Genomic DNA, 19,954 nt, shown 5'->3' with positions numbered 1-19,954 from the left:
ATGTGAACTCTGCCTATCTACTCACTCTCCTCTTTTCCATCATCGGGGGTTTAGGCGCCTCACTTCTGCGGCTTCCCCCACTACTTGGATTTCTGGCAGCTGGATTCGCGATCAGCGCGACGGGTGTGGAAGAAATCCCTTCTATTGACGTCATCGCCGAACTCGGCGTGACCACCTTGCTGTTCACGATCGGGTTGAAGCTCAATCCCCGGGACATTTCCAAACCCCGTATTGCTGCTTCCGCGTTCGGCCATGCACTTGCTAACACTGTGGTCTTTGCGGGACTCTTCGCGTTGATCGGTTTGCTGCCTCTGCGTGAATTGACCGGTCTGAGTTGGACGGCCCTGGCCTATATCGGCGTGGCGACATCCTTCAGTTCGACCATTTTCGTAATGTCGCAGCTCGCGGAGAACAACCGCAATGGTTCGGCGATCGGCCGTATTGCAATCGGTGTTCTGGTCTTGCAAGACATCATTTCGGTGGGCGTGCTAGTGCTGACTTCTGGGAAGGTGCCCGAGCCGTGGGCTTTGGCGCTGCCACTAGTATTGTTGCTGCGGCCACAAATTAGTCGATTGCCGGATCGAATCTTCCGCACGGAACTGCTGGTTCTCACCGGTGTGGGAATCGCAGTGGCCTCGTATTCCGTTTTCGAACTAGGGGGACTGTCCGGTTCTTTGGGTTCCATGATCGCTGGGATCTTGCTATCCGGTCATCCCCTTGCGGAACGAATGTTCAAGGCCTTGTTAAGCGTGCGCGAATTGCTGCTCGTCGCCTTCTTTATCCAGATTGGCCTGGGGGGATTGCCTGGACCGGGTGGATTCATTATCGCCGGGATCCTCACCCTTTTGTTGATTCCCAAGGCGTGGCTATTCGTAATCATCTTGCAGCGCTGCGGAATGTCCGCACGCACTAGTGCTATTTCCGGGTTGACCTTGGCCAACTACTCGGAATTCGGGTTATTGATTACGTCTGTCGCGGTCGCCAATGGAGTCCTCGGTGCAGAATGGAATTCGATTATGGCCATCGCAGTGGCGGCTAGCTTCATTTCTGGATCGTTAGTCACCCGCAAGGAAGAAGCGATTCTCAAGATCATGAGAATGCTGATTCCACCGCGGCCCGATAGCGCGCTAGCTCCGGATGAGAAAACGGTACACATTGCCGATGCAGATGCCATCATTTTGGGCATGGGGCGCGTTGGGGAAGGTGCCTACCGTAGACTGGCACAGCAACACGGTATGAAGGTGTATGGCATCGAATTCGATGAAGACCGAATTGAATACCTGAATAAACACGGTTTTGAAATCATCCCGGGCGATGCAAGCGATCCAGAATTGTGGCACCGCATTGATCTACAGAAGCAACCTAAGTTGATCGTGCTCGCACTGCCTTCCCCACGGAAGACCCTTCAGATTGTGAAGCGGATTCGTGAAAACCGTGGCGATGAAGTCGTCGTCGCCACCACCGCGCTCTACGAGAGCGCGCAGGAGGGTTTTCTACAAAATGGCGCCGACGTAGCTGTGAATATCTACGCCGGCGCCGGTGAGGAGATTGCGGATCAAGCCATGCGGTCGTTAACCGGACGACCGCATAGAAAGAGATAATCCCTCACGGAGGAATGCCCTTTGGAGAAAAGGGTCTGTATTAGAACAGCCCCTTGTTGGAACGACCAGTATCGGTCTTGGTGACCTCACGAGAGTCAATGTTCTGGTCGTTTCCAGTGGACTTGTCGTCGGCCAGGCGACCAACCTGGGTCACGGTGATGTAGTTAACGATGCGCCCCTTCTTGGTGGCGCCGTCGCCGAAGTTCAGGTTAGCGATCAGGCGGCCTTCGCCAGCCTCGATTGGGTTGGACAGCGTCACTTCGAAAGTGCGGGTGGACGTGGCGCGGTCGAAGCCCAGGTCACGGGTGTAAGCGCCGTTGAAGTAACCAGGGGTGATGAGGCGATCCACGCCCTGTGGGCCCGATTCGGTCTTCACCTCAATGCGGAAAGTGATGGCGGGGAACTCAGCGTAGTAGTCCTCGGTGCCAACGTTGACGGCCGAGACAGAAACCAAGCCTGCGTAACCAGGAACTTTGCCACCCGCCACACGGATGGCTGGCTCCAGGTCATACTTTTCGCCCGTAGCCGGCGCAGTGGTGCCAGCAGTTGGTGCCGTGGTCTCTGCAGTTGGGGTCTCAGCAGCACCAGCCACAGCGGTGCCGGACAGTGCAGCTGCGCCAATGACAACCGCGGTTGCAACGCGCGTTGCGAACTTCTTCATGGTGTTTTCTCCCTTTGGTGGGTCAGAGGTCAGTGGAGTTGTAACGGATGGCCTTTGTGGTCAGCTCCGTTTTGTTTAGCGCCGTTATAATTCGCGATGCTCTTATTACGCCGTCTTCTAGAAGCGTCGCTATTGCTTCACGTCGCTTTTACTGAGTGACTTTTTATTTAGCGGAGTCAGCTGGGTTCTTGTAGAGCTTGACGTTGACTTGGTTCTTGATTGGAGTCAGAGCGGACCAAGCAGTTGGGGTGGACCACGTGCCGTTGGACTTGCAGAATTGCTGGGTACCGGTCATGTTGATAACACGGAACCCGTAGGTGGCCTCACCGGTGTGACCAGCCGGAACATCGTATGGGCCGACAGTCTGGCCAACTTGCCAGGATAGGGAGTAGGAAGCCTCCGCGCCGATGGTCTGTGCCAGCTCATAAGCGATTCCCACAGAGCCCTTGCCGTCCTTGGCAGAAGCCTCACCGCCGAGGTTGGCGGATACGGTTTCAGTGCGATCACCCTTGACGGTCAGGGAGATAGACTGCGTCTTGGACAGTTCCTGAGTCAGAGGGATGGTGTTCTTGGTCTGGTTGGTAGCGGAAATGGTTCCGGCTGGCATGAACTTGTCATCCACGCGGTAGATCACAGTGCGGTAGTCCTCGAGGGCGTTACACACTGGCTTTGGGTTGAGGATGTTTGCCTTCAGGTGATCATCGCCACGGTAGGTGTTGATGATGGGCAGCGTTGGGTTCAGCTTGGGAGTCTCCGGGTAGTGCTCCTCGGAGGTGGCAGCCTGGGCGGTTCCAGCTGCAGCAGCTGCCAACATCAGGCCAGCAGCGGTAGCAGAAGCCATCTTGCGAACGGTGTTCATAGGAAATCTCCTGTGTGCTTGGACTGGATTCAGTCTCGGGCGGGCGGAGTTGCCATTTTCCGAAAGCGCTTCCCCAGAATCCGCGTTGCGCAACACGCCACGTTACTCAACACAACCCAGCAATAGTGCTCCACACTTTTCCTCGGGAATCCCTCTCTGACAACTAGTGACAAGAGCCGAGTTTAGAACAAACTGAATGAAAATTGTTGAACTAAATTGATAACACCACCGCGCCGCGCTTCCATGGGAGTTAACCTCGCGATAACCAAAACCATCCACAACCTGCAAGGTCGAACCCTCGGGGACTACATAACAGTCAGGTAACTCCGATGAAGTCTCCAACAATCACCCCACACTTAACTTGCTGCTCATCGGCAATATATCCCGCGCAGTACCCGGCGCAGTCATTATATACTTTAAGAAACGTAGGACAATCCGTGATTGATCAACAGTTTCGAGACAAAAACCGTTCTACGCCCCACCCTCACCCCACACCGCCTCAAAATGAACTTTAGGTTAACTCCTCTCACCTGCAACTTCACCAAACCCAGCTCGCAGCCAGCTTCACCCCCAATAGCCACCCCCAAAGCTGCCGAAGCTCTTCCAGTTCCCTGACAACGCGATTCATGGAAGCTGCTGACACTGCGGGCACCACCAGATGATCCGTTCCAATTCGTTGGTATCCAAGTGTGCATCGCCACCTGCGAATCGCCCCCCTAAGCTTCCTTTGGCAATCGGCTGCCCGCACCGGCGGCACGCCTTATTGGCGCGACCGAAAACATACGTCCCCTGTCCAGGCCTCTTGTCACCTGTGAAGATCCGTACTGGTTCCAACCGGTTTTCCCACATCACACGTCGCGACAATTCCAGCGCGCGCTGAACCCCTCCTCTGCCCACCGCCGCCACCGGAATGGCCGGATGCCACCCCAGCAAGAACATGATCTCCGCCCGGTATTCATTGCCGATACCAGCCACGTTGGACTGGTCCAGCAAAGCCGCCCCCAACGCTCGATCCGGCCGAGCCATGATCCGCTCTACGCATTCCGCCAACCCATCTTCAAGCCAATCAGGGTCTAAAATGTCGGGCCCTAATTCACGAATCACCGTAGAGTACTCCCCTGCGGGAAACACACGAACAAAGCCCAGTTCATGGCCCACAATCTCTATATCGGCCCCGCCCTCATACTGGGGACTAAACCGCAATACAATCCGCGCGGTATACCCCGGTTTCCGCCACCGCGTACCGGCCTTATGTATCGCCCACACACCTTCCATCTTCAAGTGCGTGTGCACGATCGTCTCACCAATGTGCATGAATAAGTGCTTGCCATAGGGCCATATACGCTGTACCCGCTGACCATCCAAGTTCACCGTCGAAAACTGTGGCACTCGGATATCGGTTTTCGTCACGGTCCGGCCAGTCATCCACTGCAACCGATTCGATAACTGCAGTACGGAATCACCCTCTGGCACTAGCGTAGGCCTCCTCTTTTCGGCGGGCGGTTGGTCTGCTGTATCACTGAGCTGGGCAACTGAATTCCTCGTCGCATCAGCCATTGTTTTCACAGGTCCAGCCCTCGGCCGGGGGGCAACCACCCAGTGTTGTTGTTAGCCTCGGCCAATGCGCCCAAGTCAGCTCAGGCACCTATTTTATGGTCAATCCCTTCGGCGTTAGCCTCGCCCCCGCCGCTGTCCACGGCTGCAGCTTCGCCTCCATGACAGGTACTCCGTTGATCTTTTCAATTGCCACGGGGGTCAATCTGCCCTTTTTAACCGACGCCGCCATGGCCTCCACTACCCACGGCACCGCATGGGTCACCTCGTCTTCCGCGTCACCGAAATTCAAGTCCGCTTCGATGGCGAACACATTAATGCTCTTGCCGCCCCGGCCCACATACGCCAACAGTTCTCCATTCCGGATCACGACCAGTGCACCGGCTGTACGGCTCAGGTGCACATCGCTATCATCTGCTCCTTGCACTGCGGGCCACGGCAGTGCAGCCCCGAAAGGGTTGGCCGGGTCGACGGCAGCTAGCACATAGGGTTGCGAGTCCGCATCCGCGTTCCCCGATGATTTGCCGTCTTCGGTACGCCGCAGGGCGTCGATAACTTCCCGAGGCGCAAACTGTGCGCCGCCTAGGCCGTCAATGATGTACCCGCGCAGCACCGCGCCGGAATCCTCCCACGCGCTCAACACTCGATATGCCTGCGCGAAACCTCCTTCGACTTTTTCTGCAACGATGGACCCGCGGGTTACAACGGCGTAGCGGTCGATCCACGCTTCACCGTTAACGGCAGCAACCTCTGCGGCAGCAACTGTGGAAATGCCCGCACGAGCACTAGCTGCATGAGCCGCGCTTGTGCCAGCAGCACCCGCATCAAGAGTGCCCGCATCAATAGCACCCGCATAAGCCGCGCTTGTGCCAGCAGCACCCGCATCAAGAGTGCCCGCATCAAAAGCACCCGCATGAGCCGCGCTTGTGCCAGCAGCACCCGCATCAAGAGTGCCCGCATCAAAAGCAACCACATTAGCCACGCCCCCAGCTCCGGCCCCGCGCGTACCAGCCCCAGTCACACCATTGTCCACAGACTCGCTGGTCCTGCCATGAGTCGACGGGTCCACAGGTCGCACCGCGGACCATCGTCCAGGCACACCGCTGTGAGCGTTTAAGGCCGCCCGTGCCTCACGGGTGCGCTGCGCGGCTTCTTGGCTCATCATCGCGTGCGAAAAGCGTCCGCGCCCCATCCGCAACCTTCCGGTCGCCGAACTGCTACTACCTCGCCCGCGATCCCGTCGCGGCGCCCGGTGAGCCTGCTTTCCGCTACTGCCAGCCTCTGTTAACCGTGCGCGCAAGGCCGCGAAAGAATCCGGAGCTACCAACCCGGCATCAAACAACTCCCACAGCGCCGCATCCAATTCCTTATGCCCAATGCCGGTCACCGCGGCCAGTTCACTGGCCAAATACGCACCGCCCCCACGCAGTTTCTCCAACAGCTGATTAGCGACGATACCCACTTCCACTGCCACATCCTCTGCAGCCGGACCACGCCCGGCCAGCAGATAATCCTTTAACACAGCGGGCACAATGGTCACCCAGCTATCCTTCGCTCCCGTGGTTCCTTGCCCCACCACTACAAACTCGCCACTGGCCAGCAAGTCATCCAGATCCGAGGGCTGATAATCCGGAATACGCGCAGGCAACACCATGGTTTCCCACGCACTGGCAGGCATTGCCAATCCCGCCAGCTGTTCCAGAACACTGGGCAGATCCAACCGCTCGGCGCTCCCAATGCCATGCCACTGCGCCAGGAAGCGAGCATACGTTTTCCGCGTCACAGGTTCCACTGCACCTCGAGCGGCCGCCAACGTCGCTTGCCGCAGGCGACGCAGCATCGCCACATCCACGTACTGGGTGGCATTCTTCACCTGCGTGGTTGCCTCTTTATCCGACGCCGCCCCGGCCTCCACGAACACGCCCGCTTCTAAGCGCCGGTCTGCAGCCCAACGTTTCAACAGGGATTCCGCGGTGGCTACACCCATCCCAAACTCGGCTGCCACCGTAGCGGCATCGGTCGGCCCACGATGCCTCATCATTCGCAATACCAGCTGGTCAAGCGCATCTGCAATGACCGTGGGATCCGCCCCCACCCCCGGCGGGACGGGCACGCCCAACCCGTCACGTAGCAGGGGAATGTCCTCCACCACGCACAACTTGCGCGCCCCACCAAAGCTGACTTCCGCTAGGCGCCTCGGAACCAATTCGCGCACCTGCTCGACTGCCACCGTGTTTTCGAGGCGTGCGGCAACGGCATCAAGCGTCAAAGGCCCCAGCGCCCGCAGCATGTCCACAGCTTGTTCCACCGTGCCAGCGCGGCGCCCTTCAGCGCGCCACTGGGCGGCGTCGACAATCCTAGAAACAACAACCGGATCCAACAGGAAGCCTTCACCCGATTTCCCGAGCACCTTGGCCAGTAAGGCGGGATCGACGGCAAGGGCCGCGGCGCGTTCGGCGGAATCGCCTTCATACATAAACGCACTGGTGTAGGTGAACAACAGTGATTCAGCGAAGGCACTGGGGCCTTCCGTGGTGACCTCGGCGATGCGCAACGATGGGAGGGAATTGACAAGTTCTTCCAGCTCATCCAGTTTGTACACATCGTGGATACATTCGCGCATGGTCTCCACCATGATCGGGAAATCTGGGTGATTGCGCGCTACGTCTAGCAACTGCGCAGCACGTTGGCGCTGTTGCCACAGCGGTTGGCGCTTGCCCGGGTGCCGGCGGGGCAGCAGCAGAGCGCGTGCGGCGCACTCGCGAAAACGGCCCGCAAACAATGCCGATGACCCCACACTATCCATTACGTCACCCAGCACAGCCTGCGCATCGCGAGCAAGCAGCTCCTCCCCCGGTGGATCCTCGGAATAGGGCAAACGCAACACCATCCCGTCATCCCCGGCCACCGCCATCGAATCGATCCCCGTAGTGCGCTGCAGCTGGGCCGATAAAGCCATAGCCCACGGCGCATTCACCCCTCGACCATAGGGGGTGTGCACGATCACGCGCCAGTCCCCGATTTCGTCCCGGAAACGCTCAACAACAATGGTCTTTTCATCCGGGATCACTCCCGTATCCTCACGCTGTTGGGAGTAGAACGCGGTTAAGTTGGCCACGGTGTTAGCGCAGATGAAATCTGCATCCCGATTGTCTGCAGAGCTACCTTTACCCCACGCTCGGCGGTGCTCGCCAATGGCTTTACCCAGCTCTACAGGGCGCCCTTCTGCGTCCCCCACCCAAAACGGCAGGCGGCCGGTATGCCCCGCGGCAGGCGCCACAATAACCTGGTCGCGGTTAATCTCCAGGATCTTCCAACTGCTGGCGCCCAGGGTAAATACGTCCCCCACGCGGGATTCGTACACCATTTCCTCATCCAACTCGCCCACGCGCCGGGCACCAACTTCTTCACCGGCAGCGAGAAACACCCCAAACATGCCGCGATCGGGAATGGTGCCGCCGTTGGTCACTGCCACGCGTTGAGCTCCGGGGCGGGCTTCGAGCGTTCCTGCCTCGGCGTCATAGATCACGCGCGCTTTAAGATCAGCGAAATCCGTCGAGGGATACCGCCCCGAAATCAACTCCAACACTCCATCGAAAGCCTCACGAGGCAGCGCGGCATACGGATGTGCCCGGCGTACTGCGCGCCACCACTGCTCCACATCCAGCCGGCCGCTGGGGGCCTGTGCTGTGGCTGCCACGGTGTGCTGGGCCAGCACGTCTAGTGCGTTGTTCACCACGTGCAAGGGTTCCAACTCCCCGGCCAACAACCGGCGCACAATCACAGTGGCGACTTCGGCATCTTGCTTGTGCAGTGGGTAGATCGTGGCCCTACTGGTTTCACCCACGGAGTGCCCGGCGCGACCACACCGCTGAATCGCCGAAGCCACCGAAGGCGGCGCCCCCACCTGAATAACGTGGTCGACCAACCCCATATCGATACCCAACTCCAGCGAACTGGTTGCCACCACGCACTTCAGCGTGCCTGCTTTCAGGGCTTGTTCTATGTCGGCACGTTCCTCTTTGGATACCGACCCGTGGTGCGCCCGCGCGATCACTGCAGGAGAACCGGTGACCCGCGTGGATTGTGCCATCAGCTGTGCGGGGTCTCGTCGCATGGGAGCTGCCAAAGATTCCGGGTCGTGAATCGCAGCCCAATGCTCGTTCAACGCTCCGGTCAGACGCTCGGCGGTGCGGCGGGAGTTCACAAACACCAACGTGGAGGTGTTCGCCATTACCTGCTCGTAGACCGCTTTATGCACGTGCGGCCACACACTCTTTTGCTGGGGTAGGGCCGATTCTTTATCGACGCCACTCGCTACCCGATTACCCGCCCCCAGCTGGGTGTTACCACCCACGCCTTCGCCAATGAGTGTTGGACCTAGGAGGGCTTCATCCTCTAGTTCGTCCCCCGCGGCGCCGTCGTCGGGATCCGTGGTGTTCTCAAACTGTGCTAGGCCTACATCCTCGGCTGGGGGCGGATCTTGGAAGTCTTCCACCACACTACGGACGGTGACATCCCACGATTTATACGACGGTGGATTGACGATCCGCACCGGTCGATCGCCACCCATAAACGAAGCCACGGTATCTACGGGATTCACGGTGGCTGATAAGCCAATCCGCTGAACGGGTTGCTGGGCAATGAAGTCCAAGCGTTCAAGGGACAGCGCTAAATGAGCGCCGCGCTTGGTTCCCGCAACCGCGTGAACTTCGTCCACGATCACGGTTTCCACGCTATGCAGCGTGCCCGCTGCTTTCGATGTCAGCATGAGATACAGGGACTCGGGAGTAGTAATCAGGATCTCTGGCGGGTGGCGCAGCAACTTGGCGCGCTCCGACTGCGGGGTATCTCCCGAACGCACACCGACACGGACAGGTGCGACCGGTGCATCCATCGCAGCCGCAGTGCGTGCAATGCCCGCCAAGGGGGCAGCGAGGTTACGGTCAACATCCACTCCGAGGGCTTTAAGCGGGCTGATGTAAATAACTTTTGTACCCCCCTGGACTTTTGATGAGGGGGAGGGCTGGGAGGCGTCGAAAAAAGATTGTGGGGCGGTGAGTTTGGAAAGCGACCACAAGAAAGCTGCCAACGTTTTACCCGATCCGGTGGGCGCCACCACCAGAGCGTTCTCACCTGCTGAAATGGCTTCCCAGGCCTGCTGTTGGACCACAGTTGGCTCGGCAAATACATCCCGAAACCATGCTGCCACGGGGGCATGGAATCTATTCAGCGGGTCAACGGGCATGTGACCATCCAACCATGCCGCTAAAGTAAGTGCCATGACGGCTCAAATTGATGATGCAACGCTGGCGCTGCGGCTAGCAATGGGCACTGGCGAAATCCTCAAAGGTGTACGTGGTGTAGGCCTGTTGCGTGACAAGGAACTCGGTAAAGCCGGTGATGCCATTGCGCAGGACTGGATCGCCCGTGCACTAGCGTTGCACCGCCCCAACGATTCGGTGCTGTCCGAAGAAGCTGAGGACGACCGCACACGGCTCGACAACGAACGCGTGTGGATCATCGACCCGCTGGACGGCACCCGCGAATACGCTGGTGGACGGCAAGATTGGGCCGTGCACATCGCCCTCGCCGTGAACGGGAAGATTGAACAGGCAGCCGTTGGCATGCCGGATTTGGGCAAGGTTTTCCATACGGACGACGTGCGCGCCGTGGGTGGCAGAGCCACCAACCGGCTGGTGATCAGCCAGAATTCCACCCCGGAAGTGGCAACGTTTATCGCCGAGGACCTGGGCATGGAATTGGTTCGTATGGGTTCGTGTGGCGCGAAGACCACCTCGGTGATTTTGGGCGACAATGACGTATACGTGCACGCCGGCGGGCAATACGAATGGGATAACGCAGCACCCGTTGGAATCGCGCAGGCAGCTGGACTGTTTACCTCACGACTAAGTGGGGAGCGGTTGAAATACAACTGCGACGATCCATATCTTCCGGATCTGCTGGTGTGCCGTCCCGATGCCAGTGAAAAAGTGCTGGCCAGTGCTTCCCGGTATCTAGAACAGCACGGGGAATTCAAGTAAAGCGTTACGCGGACGGGTAGTTTCACCCCCCCCACTACCCGAGCCGGTCACACACCACGCAACCCACGCCGGTCACACACCACCCGCGCAACCCGAGCCGATTCAGCCCCACGCACCCCGAGCCGGTCACACACCACGCAACCCACGCCGGTCACACATCACCCGCGCACCAATTGAGGCGCAGTCCGTCATAGCGATGGCCAGCCTTCGTGACTCTTGCCATGCAGCTTTGGCAGAGATTGTCCCCAAGGCGTAATCTCAGATTCATTCGCGCCCCCATTCATGAGCGAAGGAGTGCATTCAGCGTGGCGTCAACCCTCCAAGAAGCGCTAACAGAAGACCAGCGGATCCCCACCCCCTACGAAGACCTGTTGCGAGAGATTCTTGAAACTGGCACCGCCAAAGGCGACCGGACGGGGACCGGTACCACCAGCTTGTTCGGTAAACAACTGCGCTTCGACCTGCGTGCTGGTTTTCCACTTATTACCACCAAGAATGTGCACATCAAGTCCGTGGTTGGTGAACTGCTGTGGTTCCTCAAGGGAGATTCCAATGTTCGGTGGCTGCAGGATCACGGCATTCGCATTTGGAATGAATGGGCAGACGAAAGCGGCGAACTGGGCCCCATTTACGGCGTGCAATGGCGCAGCTGGCCCACTCCGGATGGTCGGCATATAGACCAGATCTCGCAAGCACTCGATACACTACGCACTAACCCCGATTCGCGGCGCAATATCGTGAGCGCTTGGAATGTCTCCGAACTGAGCAACATGGCGCTGCCCCCGTGCCACCTGTTGTTCCAACTGTACGTAGCCGATGGTCGACTATCGTGCCAACTGTACCAACGCAGCGCAGATATGTTCCTTGGGGTGCCTTTTAACATCGCCAGTTATTCCCTGTTGACACACATGCTGGCGCAGCAAGCCGGCCTGGAAGTTGGTGAGTTCATTTGGACGGGTGGTGACTGCCACATTTACGACAATCACCGCGAGCAAGTCCAAACGCAGCTTTCCCGCGATGCCCGGCCGTACCCGCAACTCGAGCTGCGCAAGGCTGCGGATATGTTTTCATATGACTTCGATGACATCACCTTTACTGGGTATGACCCCCACCCCACGATCAAAGCGCAGGTCGCGGTGTAATGGGCAAGAATGTGACGTCATGGGTAAGGATGCGCGATCATAGGTAAGGATGTGACGTAATGGGGCAGGACTCAATGGCAATGGATAGGGACACCACGACAGTTAGCACCAACCGCCCAACCGGATTCAGCCAGACCAACCGCCCAACCGGATTCAGCCAGGGCGATTACCCAGAGATCACCTCCGAGTCGGTAACCGCAGCCCTACAACAATTGAACATCGCGCGCGAAGATGTGGAAATCGGGATGATTTGGGCACAAACCACCGCGGGCGTCATCGGCGATGGCAAAGATATGCCATGGTACCTGCCCGAAGACTTGGAGCATTTCAAGCAAGCCACGGTAAACTACCCTGTCGTTATGGGCCGTACGTCCTGGGAAGCCTTGGACGACGGATTCCGCCCCCTCCCCCGGCGTGAGAACTATGTAGTCACCCGCAATGAGTCCTATGAAGCGCCGGGTGGCCATGTGTTTACCTCTTTGGACCACGCCATCGCCGCCGCCGCCCAGTTCCAGCTGCAGCACAACACCGATCGACCTGCGCTGGTATGGATCCTCGGCGGCGGCCAGATTTACGCCCAATGCATGGCCGTTGCCGATCGGGTTGTCATCACGGAGATCGATATGTCAGCTCCAGCGCGTTTCCAAGTGCACGCACCGGCCGTGGACGAGCCAGATTTCACATTGCAATCAGCCAGCCCATGGCGGGTATCCCAGAAGGGACACACCGTTGACGGCGAAGGAGAACTGAAGTTCCGCATCTGCGAGTGGACTAACGCGCACAGGTAACCCAGCGGGGGCAGCCCAGCGGAAACAGCCCAGCAGGGGCAGCCGCCTCGGAGCGAAGCCGGGGGTGATGGCGACTGGGTGGCGGGCGGGGTGATGGCAACTGGGGTGGTGGCACGAGTCCTTCGCACAGATTCCAGGCGCAGGCCCCGAGCACTTCTCCCCCTGTGATCCCAGCTCGGGCCACTCACGCCCTCCCCACGCGCGAAAAGCAGAACGACATGCCCGAATCACACTCGACCACGGTCATTTCATTCTGCTCAGCCAACACCTGCAATGGCTAGGGCGGCCATTAACTGCCGTCGTGTCCGCGTAGTAGCGAGGCGAAATCCGTCACCGTTGACGTCACCTTCGCCCCGCTATCACGGCGCGGAGTGTTGTCATCCGGCAAGAATCCTTCCACTGCTGAAGCAGAGTTCACGATCTCACGGGATAGTTCGCTGGCCGCGCGGTTAATGCGGGATTCAAGCGTGCTGCCGTCGTTGTCCGCACCAGGTTCCTGCTTCAAGCCACCCAAGTCATCGGTCGCTGCAAACACACCAGTGGTCATGACTTTCGCCCGCAAGTACGTAAACAACGGTCGCATCGCGAAGTCCAGTGCCAACGAGTGCCGCGGTGTTCCCGCGGTAGCCGCAATAATCATGGGCATGCCGTTCAGTGCATCTGTGCCCATCGCGTCGAAGAACATCTTGAACAGGCCACTGTAACTAGCGGAGAAAACTGGAGTAGCCGCGATGAGCGCATCAGCATCCGAAATGCGTTGCTGAATCTCTGCGAGCTTCGGGGTCAGCACCCCGGTGGTCATCATCGTTGCCAGTTCATGGCTGTAATCCTTGGCGTGGACGAACTCGACCTCAAGGCCCTCGCCCCGACGGGACACGTGCGATTCAACCGCGCCCGAGATTGCCTCGGCCACCATATTGGTGCTCGACGGGCTCGAAAGCCCAGCTTCCACCACAATTAATTTCTTCATTGTCGATCACTACCTCTTTTTTGAAGACAGTGGGTAACGCTGCTGCGGTACCCTTCCCTATCTTTCCTCGTTACTTTCCTCACCCTGCTTAGCTGGGGAAACCTGGTGGATAGGACTGTCTGCACCGTCAGCGACCAGGCTGGCGTGGGTTGGTGGGTCGCTTGGCACTCCGGCTGGACGAGCAGATTCCATTTCCTTGCGGAGGGCTGGGACAACCTCGGTTCCGAGAATCTCGATCTGGTCAAGCACCACGTCAATAGGCAGTCCCGCGTGGTCGATGAGGAACAGTTGGCGCTGGTACGCACCGACCTTATCGGCGTAACTTGCGTAGCGTTCCACAACTTGATCCACGGTGCCAACCGTAAGCGGGGTAATGGACTCGAATTCCTCTAGAGACGGACCGTGGCCGTACACGGGCGCGTTGTCGAAGTAAGGGCGGAAGAAGTCCTTGGCCTTCTTTTCCGTCTCGTCGATGAACACCTGACCACCCAAACCAACAATGGCTTCCTCTGCAGCGCCATGACCGTAGTGCTCGAAACGCTGTCGGTAAAGCCCCACCATCTGCTGGGTATGCTCAATATTCCAGAAGATGTGATTGTGGAAGAATCCGTCGCCATAAAACGCGGCTTGTTCTGCGATTTCTGGAGAACGAATCGAACCGTGCCACACAAACGGCGGTGTATCGTCCAGTGGACGCGGAGTCGACGTGAAGTTACGCAATGGAGTACGGAACTCACCTTGCCAGCTCAGGTTCTCTTCGCGCCACAGGCGGCGCAGCAGGTGGTAGTTCTCGATGGACAGTGGAATGCCTTTGCGAATGTCCTGGCCAAACCATGGGTAAACCGGGCCAGTGTTACCGCGCCCTAGCATCAGATCCATACGACCATCGGTCAGGTGCTGTGCGTAAGCATAATCTTCCGCCAGCCGAACTGGATCGGTAGTGGTAATCAGCGTGGTGGCGGTCGAGAACTGAATCTTCTCTGTCATTGCAGCTAGGTGCGCCATAAGTATGGGCGGGTTGGCGGGCGCAACGAAGGGCGGGTTGTGGTGCTGCCCCGTTGCGAATACGTCTAGGCCCACTTCCTCGGCTTTTTGCGCCATTCGCACGGTGTTCTTAATGCGTTCGTTTTCCGTAGGGGTCTTGCCGCTAACAGGATCCTGGGTTACGTCGCCGATGGTAAAGATTCCGAATTGCATTGTGTTTCCTTTCTTCTGCGCCCACATCTCTTACTCTTCCCACGGGCGTCTTTTTTCTCGACGCCACCCCGGCCCCTTCAACTCTTGGGGCTGGCGTGGGAACGGGCGCAAGGTGTGGCTCGCCGTTTCCTTTTAGGCTACGTCACCAATATAGGTGATATGTCCTCTACTTTGGTCAACGATTCCCAAGCGAAGTTATTCCCTCCCCCCGTAGCACCCCCGCCCATAGCTTTACGGGCGAGCGTCCTACCGCGCCAAATATCCACACCATCATCAATCCCATCCAACAGCAGCACATCAGCAAACACCCCCGCCCTCATGGCGTTACGGGAGAGCATCCCGCCGCACCGAATGGTCACACCATCATCAATCCCACCCAACAGCAGCGCATCAGCGAGCGTCCCACCGCACCGAATGGTCACACCTCCAACGCAATACACCCCCACACGGAAATAACCCCTCCTGCCAAACCTAATTGTTAGATATGTACACATACATGCATTGCCTCGCGACGTTCGCCAGCACATAGCTCCCCACGGCTGATACCCGACAGTCATCACCCCCTTAACTATCCTTGCGCTACACGCATAACGGCAGGTCAGCAACCGCACGCAGCCCCCACCCGTCTCCATTTACCCCCAAAACAATTAATGGATTTCAGGGATTTTTCGCCTTCCCTCAGCCTGCACTGTAACTTACTGCGCAATCGCAGAACACTGTGATCGGTTTCACTATTTATGAGGTCAGCACTTCATTAAGAAAGGTTGGGAGACCGTTGAGCCACTCCGCAGCGTCCGTACCGTTCATCAAACGGCACACACCTTCCCCAGAAGAGTTCATCGCCGCGCAACAAAGCGCTGAATTCCAGGAACTACGTACTAAACAACGTGGTTTCACCTTCCCACTCGCCATCGCAGGCATCGCCTGGTTCGTTGTTTATGTCCTCCTCGCGATGTACGCGCCCAGCTTCATGTCCATCCGAGTCTTAGGCAACATCAACATCGCCATCCTCATGGGTGTCGCGCAGTTCGTCACCACATTCGCGATCACGTGGGCTTACGTGAAGTACGCGGATAAGCACCTTGAGCCTCGCTCCCGCGCAATTCGAGAAGCCTTGGAACGAACAAATGACACGGGCGACGTGGCGTCAAGCCAAAAAACTACCCGCTAACCGCCACGACTGACAGCTAGGAGTAATCCTGAAATGACAACCCACCTTTTCGCCGCTGAATCCGGCGCGGGCAATCCCATTCTAAATATTTCAGTGTTCGTGGCATTCATCGTTATCACGATGGCCATTGTCACGAAGGCCGCGCGTGCACCACAGAAGAACGCGTCCGATTTCTACACCGGTGGCGCCAGCTTCTCCGGTACGCAAAACGGTCTGGCCATCGCGGGCGACTACCTGTCCGCAGCGTCCTTCCTGGGCATCGTGGGCGCGATTGCCCTGAACGGATACGACGGATTCCTGTACTCCATCGGATTCTTTGTCGCATGGCTTATCGCCCTATTGTTGGTGGCGGAGCCATTGCGTAACACCGGAAAATTCACCATGGCCGACGTGCTGAGCTTCCGCTTGAAGCAAAAGCCAGTGCGTGTGGCCGCAGCGTTTTCCACACTGTTCGTTTCCCTGTTCTACCTAATCGCGCAGATGGCTGGCGCGGGTTCCTTGGTGGCTGTACTGCTGGATATCCACAGCAAATCGGGCCAGGCCCTCGTTGTCGCCGTCGTGGGCGTAGTCATGATTGCATACGTGTTGATCGGTGGCATGAAGGGCACCACGATCGTGCAAATGATTAAGGCCGTTCTACTGTGCAGCGGCGTGGTGATCATGACCATCATCATTCTGGTGATTGTCAAGGGCGACTTCTCCGCGTTGCTGGACCGCGCCGTCAGCATGCACGGAGGCAACACCGCGATTCTCGAGCCAGGAATGAAGTACGGCGTATCGGACGTCAAGAAGCTGGACTTCATCGCCTTAGGTCTCTCGCTGGCCCTAGGTGTGGCCGGTCTGCCGCACGTGCTGATGCGTTTCTACACGGTGCCGACCGCTAAGGAAGCCCGCAAGTCCGTGACGTGGGCCATCGTCCTCATCGGTGGCTTCTACCTGCTGACCCTGATCCTGGGCTTCGGTGCTGCTGCCCTGGTGGGTCCAGAGCGAATTGAAGCCGCCCCAGGTGGCGCGAATGCCGCTGCGCCACTGCTGGCAATGGAGCTGGCCGGGCCACTATTCATGGCATTGATTTCCGCGGTTGCCTTCGCCACCGTGTTGGCCGTGGTGGCTGGCCTAGCGATTACCGCTTCGGCGTCTGTGGCACACGATTTCTATAATTCCGTTTTGCGCAACGGTGAAGCAACAGAGGCAGAGCAGGTCCGCGTTTCTCGCGTTACCGTGGTCGCAATCGGTGTAGCTGCAATCGTGCTGGGCATTGCCGCGATGGGACAGAACGTGGCCTTCCTGGTCTCCTTGGCTTTCTGCATCGCCGCATCCGCCAACGTGCCAACCATCTTGTTCTCTCTGTACTGGAAGAAGTTCAACACCACCGGCGCCGTGGCATCCCTGTGGGTGGGTCTACTGTCCGCACTGATCCTGATCGCGTTGTCCCCAGCGGTGTCCGGTTCAAAGACCGCAATGCTGCCGAACGTGGACTTCTCTATCTTCCCGTTGACCAACCCAGCGCTAGTTTCCATCCCACTGGGCTTCCTGGCCGGCATCATTGGTACTTACATCGGTAAGCCAGACAATAAGGATGCCCTGCAGGCAGAGATGGAGGTCCGCTCCCTCACCGGCGTTGGTGTGGAAGCGCCAGTCGATCACTAAATCGAAGGCCTTCCTTTCCTCTCCTTAACCTTTCCCGTCGCACCACTTTGGTGTGGCGGGTTTTGTGGTTTTGGAAACTTTTCTTTCTTGACGCTAACGCTCAACAGCTTCGTAGCGGTAGTAAATGCGAGGCCTTCCACTGCCTCCGCCCACCGGCATTGCCTAGACCCTTTTAGATCGTGATGCGTTGACCTTGTAAAGTAATTGGCGTTGCCATGTGTGGCAGCGCTGCCCTAGTAGCTCAGTGGATAGAGCACGGCTCTCCTAAAGCCGGTGTCGGAGGTTCGATTCCTCTCTGGGGCACTTCTGGATTGAAGGGTAAAACACCAACTCAAAGGCATTTTTGCCCTAGCTTTCCACAGCGCCCCTACCGCCCCCGGAACTGCGGCGCCCGTTTCTCCGCACGCGCCCGGCGCGCCTCCTGCACATCATCGCTCGCCCACACACGATCAAACATCCCCTTGAGCCCTTCGTCCCCCTCCGGGGCCGGGTGATTCAACACGGCCTTGCTATAAGCCAACGTCAGCGGAGCTTTAGCCGCGACTTCCTGCGCAAACTGCAGCGCCCCCTCCCCGTCCGTGCGCTTAATCGCAAACCCCAGCATGAGCGCCTGCTCTGGACCCACTACAGCCGACCCCAGGAAGACATTCCTCGCTACTGCTCCCCCAAGTAGTTCCTTCGCCCGCAAGTGCGTCCACGAATCCAGCGCCAGCCCATGGTCGGCGGCAGGGATCCAGATTTGGGCGTCGTCCCCAAAAATCCGCAAGTCACAAGCCAAAGCCAACTGACACCCCGCCCCCACCGCCGGGCCTTGAATATCGGCAATCACTGGCAGCGAACAGTCCACGATCGCCTGCAACATCTGTGCTATCGCCGCACCAAAACTACCGCCGTACACCGCCCCCTTCAGGTCGGCCCCCGCACAGAACACCGGCCCCTCACCTCGCAGAAGAATGGCCCGGCTAGCCCCCACCGTGTCCCCCTCCCCACCGGACTGGCTCGCGGCACGAACTGCCTGTGCCACCGCCACACATTCTTGTTCTCGCAGGGCGTTTCGGGCCTCAGGGCGGTTCAGGGTAATTATTGTGACGACGCCACGCTGCTCCACGAGAACAGTTTCCACTGGGTAAGGTTCGTTCATAACCCCACACGTTAGTGGGATGATGCGACAGGCGGGAGAGCTTCAGCCAAACAAGCCCCCGCGCAGAGGCCTGCGACGGGGGTAACGGCTGTAGGATCCCTACCTAGCTTTCGGGCTTCTCCGCGGGCGTACCTGCATTGAACTCCTTGGGGTCTGGGCCGATACGGCCATCCGGGCGGTCCATAACGTTGATGGCTTCGACCTCCGCTTCGGAAAGATTGATGTCCCACACGTTAAAGTTTTCCTCTACGCGCTGCGGATTCGATGACCGCGGGATAACCACGTCGCCACGCTTCAGGTGCCACGCGATAATAACCTGCGCAGTGCTGACATTGTGGCGTGCCGCGATGTTGGCGATCGCGGGCTCCTTGAGGTTCTGCCCCTGCCCCAACGGCGACCAGCTTTCCGTCACAACCCCGCGACGGGCGTTATCGGAACGCTGAACGGTTTGGCTGAAGCCTGGGTGGATCTCAATTTGATTGACGGCCGGAGTGTGGCCAGTGGCCTCGATGATCTCGTCGAGCGCCTCTTGGTAAAAATTGCAAACACCAACGCTCTTGGCCTTCCCGGACTTCTGAATCTCCACCAGCTGCTCGTAGGCACCCACGTACTTTCCGTAGTCAGGGCAAGGCCAATGCATCAAGTACAGATCCACGTAATCCAGACCGAGCTTCCGCAATGATTCGTCGATGGCCTGGGATGCGCGCTCTTGGTCTGAATTCCACAACTTGGTGGTGATGAACAGGTCCTCACGGGTGACATCGCCCGCCTCGATTGCATCGGCCACTGCGCGACCCACAGCTTCCTCATTGCCGTAGATCATGGCCGTATCAATATGGCGGTAGCCAGCCGTAATGGCGGTGCGGCAAGACGTGTAAGTGTCTTGATCGTTGAGCTGCCACACTCCCAATCCCAATTGTGGAATGCGGTTTCCGTCGTTGAGTTCAATCATCTTGTTGATTTGTGTCATATGTTCTGTTGTACCTGTCAAACCCATTCGTTCGCCACCGCCGACTGCGGCGCCCGTTGCTCTGTTCGCAGGGCTTGGCATTGGCCCACCTCGCACCCCTCGCTGCATCTCCGGCTACGCCGATCTTCGCGTTGCTAGCTCCCCCCATTGCCTCAACTTTCCGGGGGCCGCAACAAAAATGCTGTGTTCGGTTAACCAAAAGTGTT

At 58.3% G+C, this 19,954-nt stretch carries 15 protein-coding genes and 1 tRNA gene; 7 read left to right on the top strand and 9 right to left on the bottom strand.

Features of this window, described 5'->3' with window-relative positions; all coding sequences use genetic code 11:
* Positions 1-2: 2 nt before the first annotated feature.
* Positions 3-1,601 carry a cation:proton antiporter family protein gene (locus tag CAURIC_RS02635; RefSeq protein ID WP_035113238.1) on the top strand — a complete coding sequence of 533 codons (1,599 nt, stop codon included), beginning with the start codon at positions 3-5 and terminating at the stop codon, positions 1,599-1,601.
* A gap of 40 nt (positions 1,602-1,641) precedes the next feature.
* Here the strand turns inward: CAURIC_RS02635 and CAURIC_RS02630 are convergent, their stop codons facing one another.
* The 4 genes from CAURIC_RS02630 to CAURIC_RS02615 all read right to left on the bottom strand — a co-directional run bounded on the left by CAURIC_RS02630 (position 1,642) and on the right by CAURIC_RS02615 (position 9,923).
* Positions 1,642-2,262 carry a hypothetical protein gene (locus tag CAURIC_RS02630; RefSeq protein ID WP_035113237.1) on the bottom strand — a complete coding sequence of 207 codons (621 nt, stop codon included), beginning with the start codon at positions 2,260-2,262 and terminating at the stop codon, positions 1,642-1,644.
* Positions 2,263-2,425: 163 nt separating this feature from the next.
* Positions 2,426-3,121: a hypothetical protein gene (locus CAURIC_RS02625; RefSeq protein ID WP_070434988.1), complete on the bottom strand. Its 696-nt coding sequence runs from the start codon at positions 3,119-3,121 to the stop codon at positions 2,426-2,428.
* A 624-nt stretch (positions 3,122-3,745) separates the two neighbouring features.
* Complete coding sequence (locus CAURIC_RS02620; protein WP_035113235.1) at positions 3,746-4,594, bottom strand: DNA-formamidopyrimidine glycosylase family protein; 849 nt, start codon at positions 4,592-4,594, stop codon at positions 3,746-3,748.
* 172 nt (positions 4,595-4,766) lie between these two features.
* On the bottom strand, positions 4,767-9,923 hold the full coding sequence (locus CAURIC_RS02615; RefSeq protein WP_290183412.1) for a DEAD/DEAH box helicase: 5,157 nt from the start codon (positions 9,921-9,923) through the stop codon (positions 4,767-4,769).
* A 34-nt stretch (positions 9,924-9,957) separates the two neighbouring features.
* Between CAURIC_RS02615 and CAURIC_RS02610 the strand changes: the two genes are divergently transcribed.
* From CAURIC_RS02610 to CAURIC_RS02600, 3 genes are all read left to right on the top strand, one after another.
* Positions 9,958-10,719: a 3'(2'),5'-bisphosphate nucleotidase CysQ gene (locus CAURIC_RS02610; RefSeq protein WP_035113234.1), complete on the top strand. Its 762-nt coding sequence runs from the start codon at positions 9,958-9,960 to the stop codon at positions 10,717-10,719.
* Positions 10,720-11,066: 347 nt separating this feature from the next.
* Complete coding sequence (locus tag CAURIC_RS02605; RefSeq protein ID WP_035113432.1) at positions 11,067-11,861, top strand: thymidylate synthase; 795 nt, start codon at positions 11,067-11,069, stop codon at positions 11,859-11,861.
* 59 nt (positions 11,862-11,920) lie between these two features.
* Entirely contained in the window at positions 11,921-12,649 is a 729-nt protein-coding gene (locus CAURIC_RS02600; protein ID WP_235700658.1) for a dihydrofolate reductase, read from the top strand.
* A 289-nt stretch (positions 12,650-12,938) separates the two neighbouring features.
* Here CAURIC_RS02600 and CAURIC_RS02595 read toward each other — a convergent pair whose 3' ends face one another.
* From CAURIC_RS02595 to CAURIC_RS02585, 3 genes are all read right to left on the bottom strand, one after another.
* Positions 12,939-13,619 carry an FMN reductase gene (locus CAURIC_RS02595; RefSeq protein WP_035113233.1) on the bottom strand — a complete coding sequence of 227 codons (681 nt, stop codon included), beginning with the start codon at positions 13,617-13,619 and terminating at the stop codon, positions 12,939-12,941.
* Positions 13,620-13,676: 57 nt separating this feature from the next.
* The gene (locus CAURIC_RS02590) at positions 13,677-14,816 is read right to left on the bottom strand and encodes a CE1758 family FMN-dependent luciferase-like monooxygenase (RefSeq protein WP_035113232.1); all 1,140 of its coding nucleotides are present in this window, start codon (positions 14,814-14,816) and stop codon (positions 13,677-13,679) included.
* Positions 14,817-14,953: 137 nt separating this feature from the next.
* Positions 14,954-15,238 (bottom strand): hypothetical protein, encoded by a 285-nt coding sequence (locus CAURIC_RS02585; protein WP_156963347.1) that lies wholly within the window; start codon positions 15,236-15,238, stop codon positions 14,954-14,956.
* A gap of 353 nt (positions 15,239-15,591) precedes the next feature.
* On the opposite strand from CAURIC_RS02585, the gene CAURIC_RS02580 reads away from it, so the two are divergent.
* From CAURIC_RS02580 to CAURIC_RS02570, 3 genes are all read left to right on the top strand, one after another.
* Positions 15,592-15,987: a DUF485 domain-containing protein gene (locus CAURIC_RS02580; protein WP_084588078.1), complete on the top strand. Its 396-nt coding sequence runs from the start codon at positions 15,592-15,594 to the stop codon at positions 15,985-15,987.
* A 33-nt stretch (positions 15,988-16,020) separates the two neighbouring features.
* A complete protein-coding gene (locus CAURIC_RS02575; RefSeq protein ID WP_290183237.1) occupies positions 16,021-17,637 on the top strand; it encodes a solute symporter family protein in 1,617 nt (538 codons plus the stop codon).
* Between the two features lie 230 nt (positions 17,638-17,867).
* A tRNA-Arg gene (locus CAURIC_RS02570) sits at positions 17,868-17,940 on the top strand.
* A 64-nt stretch (positions 17,941-18,004) separates the two neighbouring features.
* On the opposite strand, the gene CAURIC_RS02565 is transcribed toward CAURIC_RS02570, so the two are convergent.
* Together CAURIC_RS02565 and CAURIC_RS02560 are read right to left on the bottom strand one after the other, a co-directional pair.
* Entirely contained in the window at positions 18,005-18,778 is a 774-nt protein-coding gene (locus tag CAURIC_RS02565) for an enoyl-CoA hydratase (RefSeq protein WP_035113230.1), read from the bottom strand.
* Positions 18,779-18,881: 103 nt separating this feature from the next.
* Positions 18,882-19,748 carry an aldo/keto reductase gene (locus CAURIC_RS02560; RefSeq protein ID WP_035113229.1) on the bottom strand — a complete coding sequence of 289 codons (867 nt, stop codon included), beginning with the start codon at positions 19,746-19,748 and terminating at the stop codon, positions 18,882-18,884.
* Between the last annotated feature and the right edge of the window lie 206 nt (positions 19,749-19,954).

The sequence above is a fragment of the Corynebacterium auriscanis genome (assembly GCF_030408435.1).
Classification (GTDB): Bacteria; Actinomycetota; Actinomycetes; order Mycobacteriales; family Mycobacteriaceae; genus Corynebacterium; species Corynebacterium auriscanis.
This window is presented reverse-complemented; position numbering and strand designations above follow the sequence as displayed.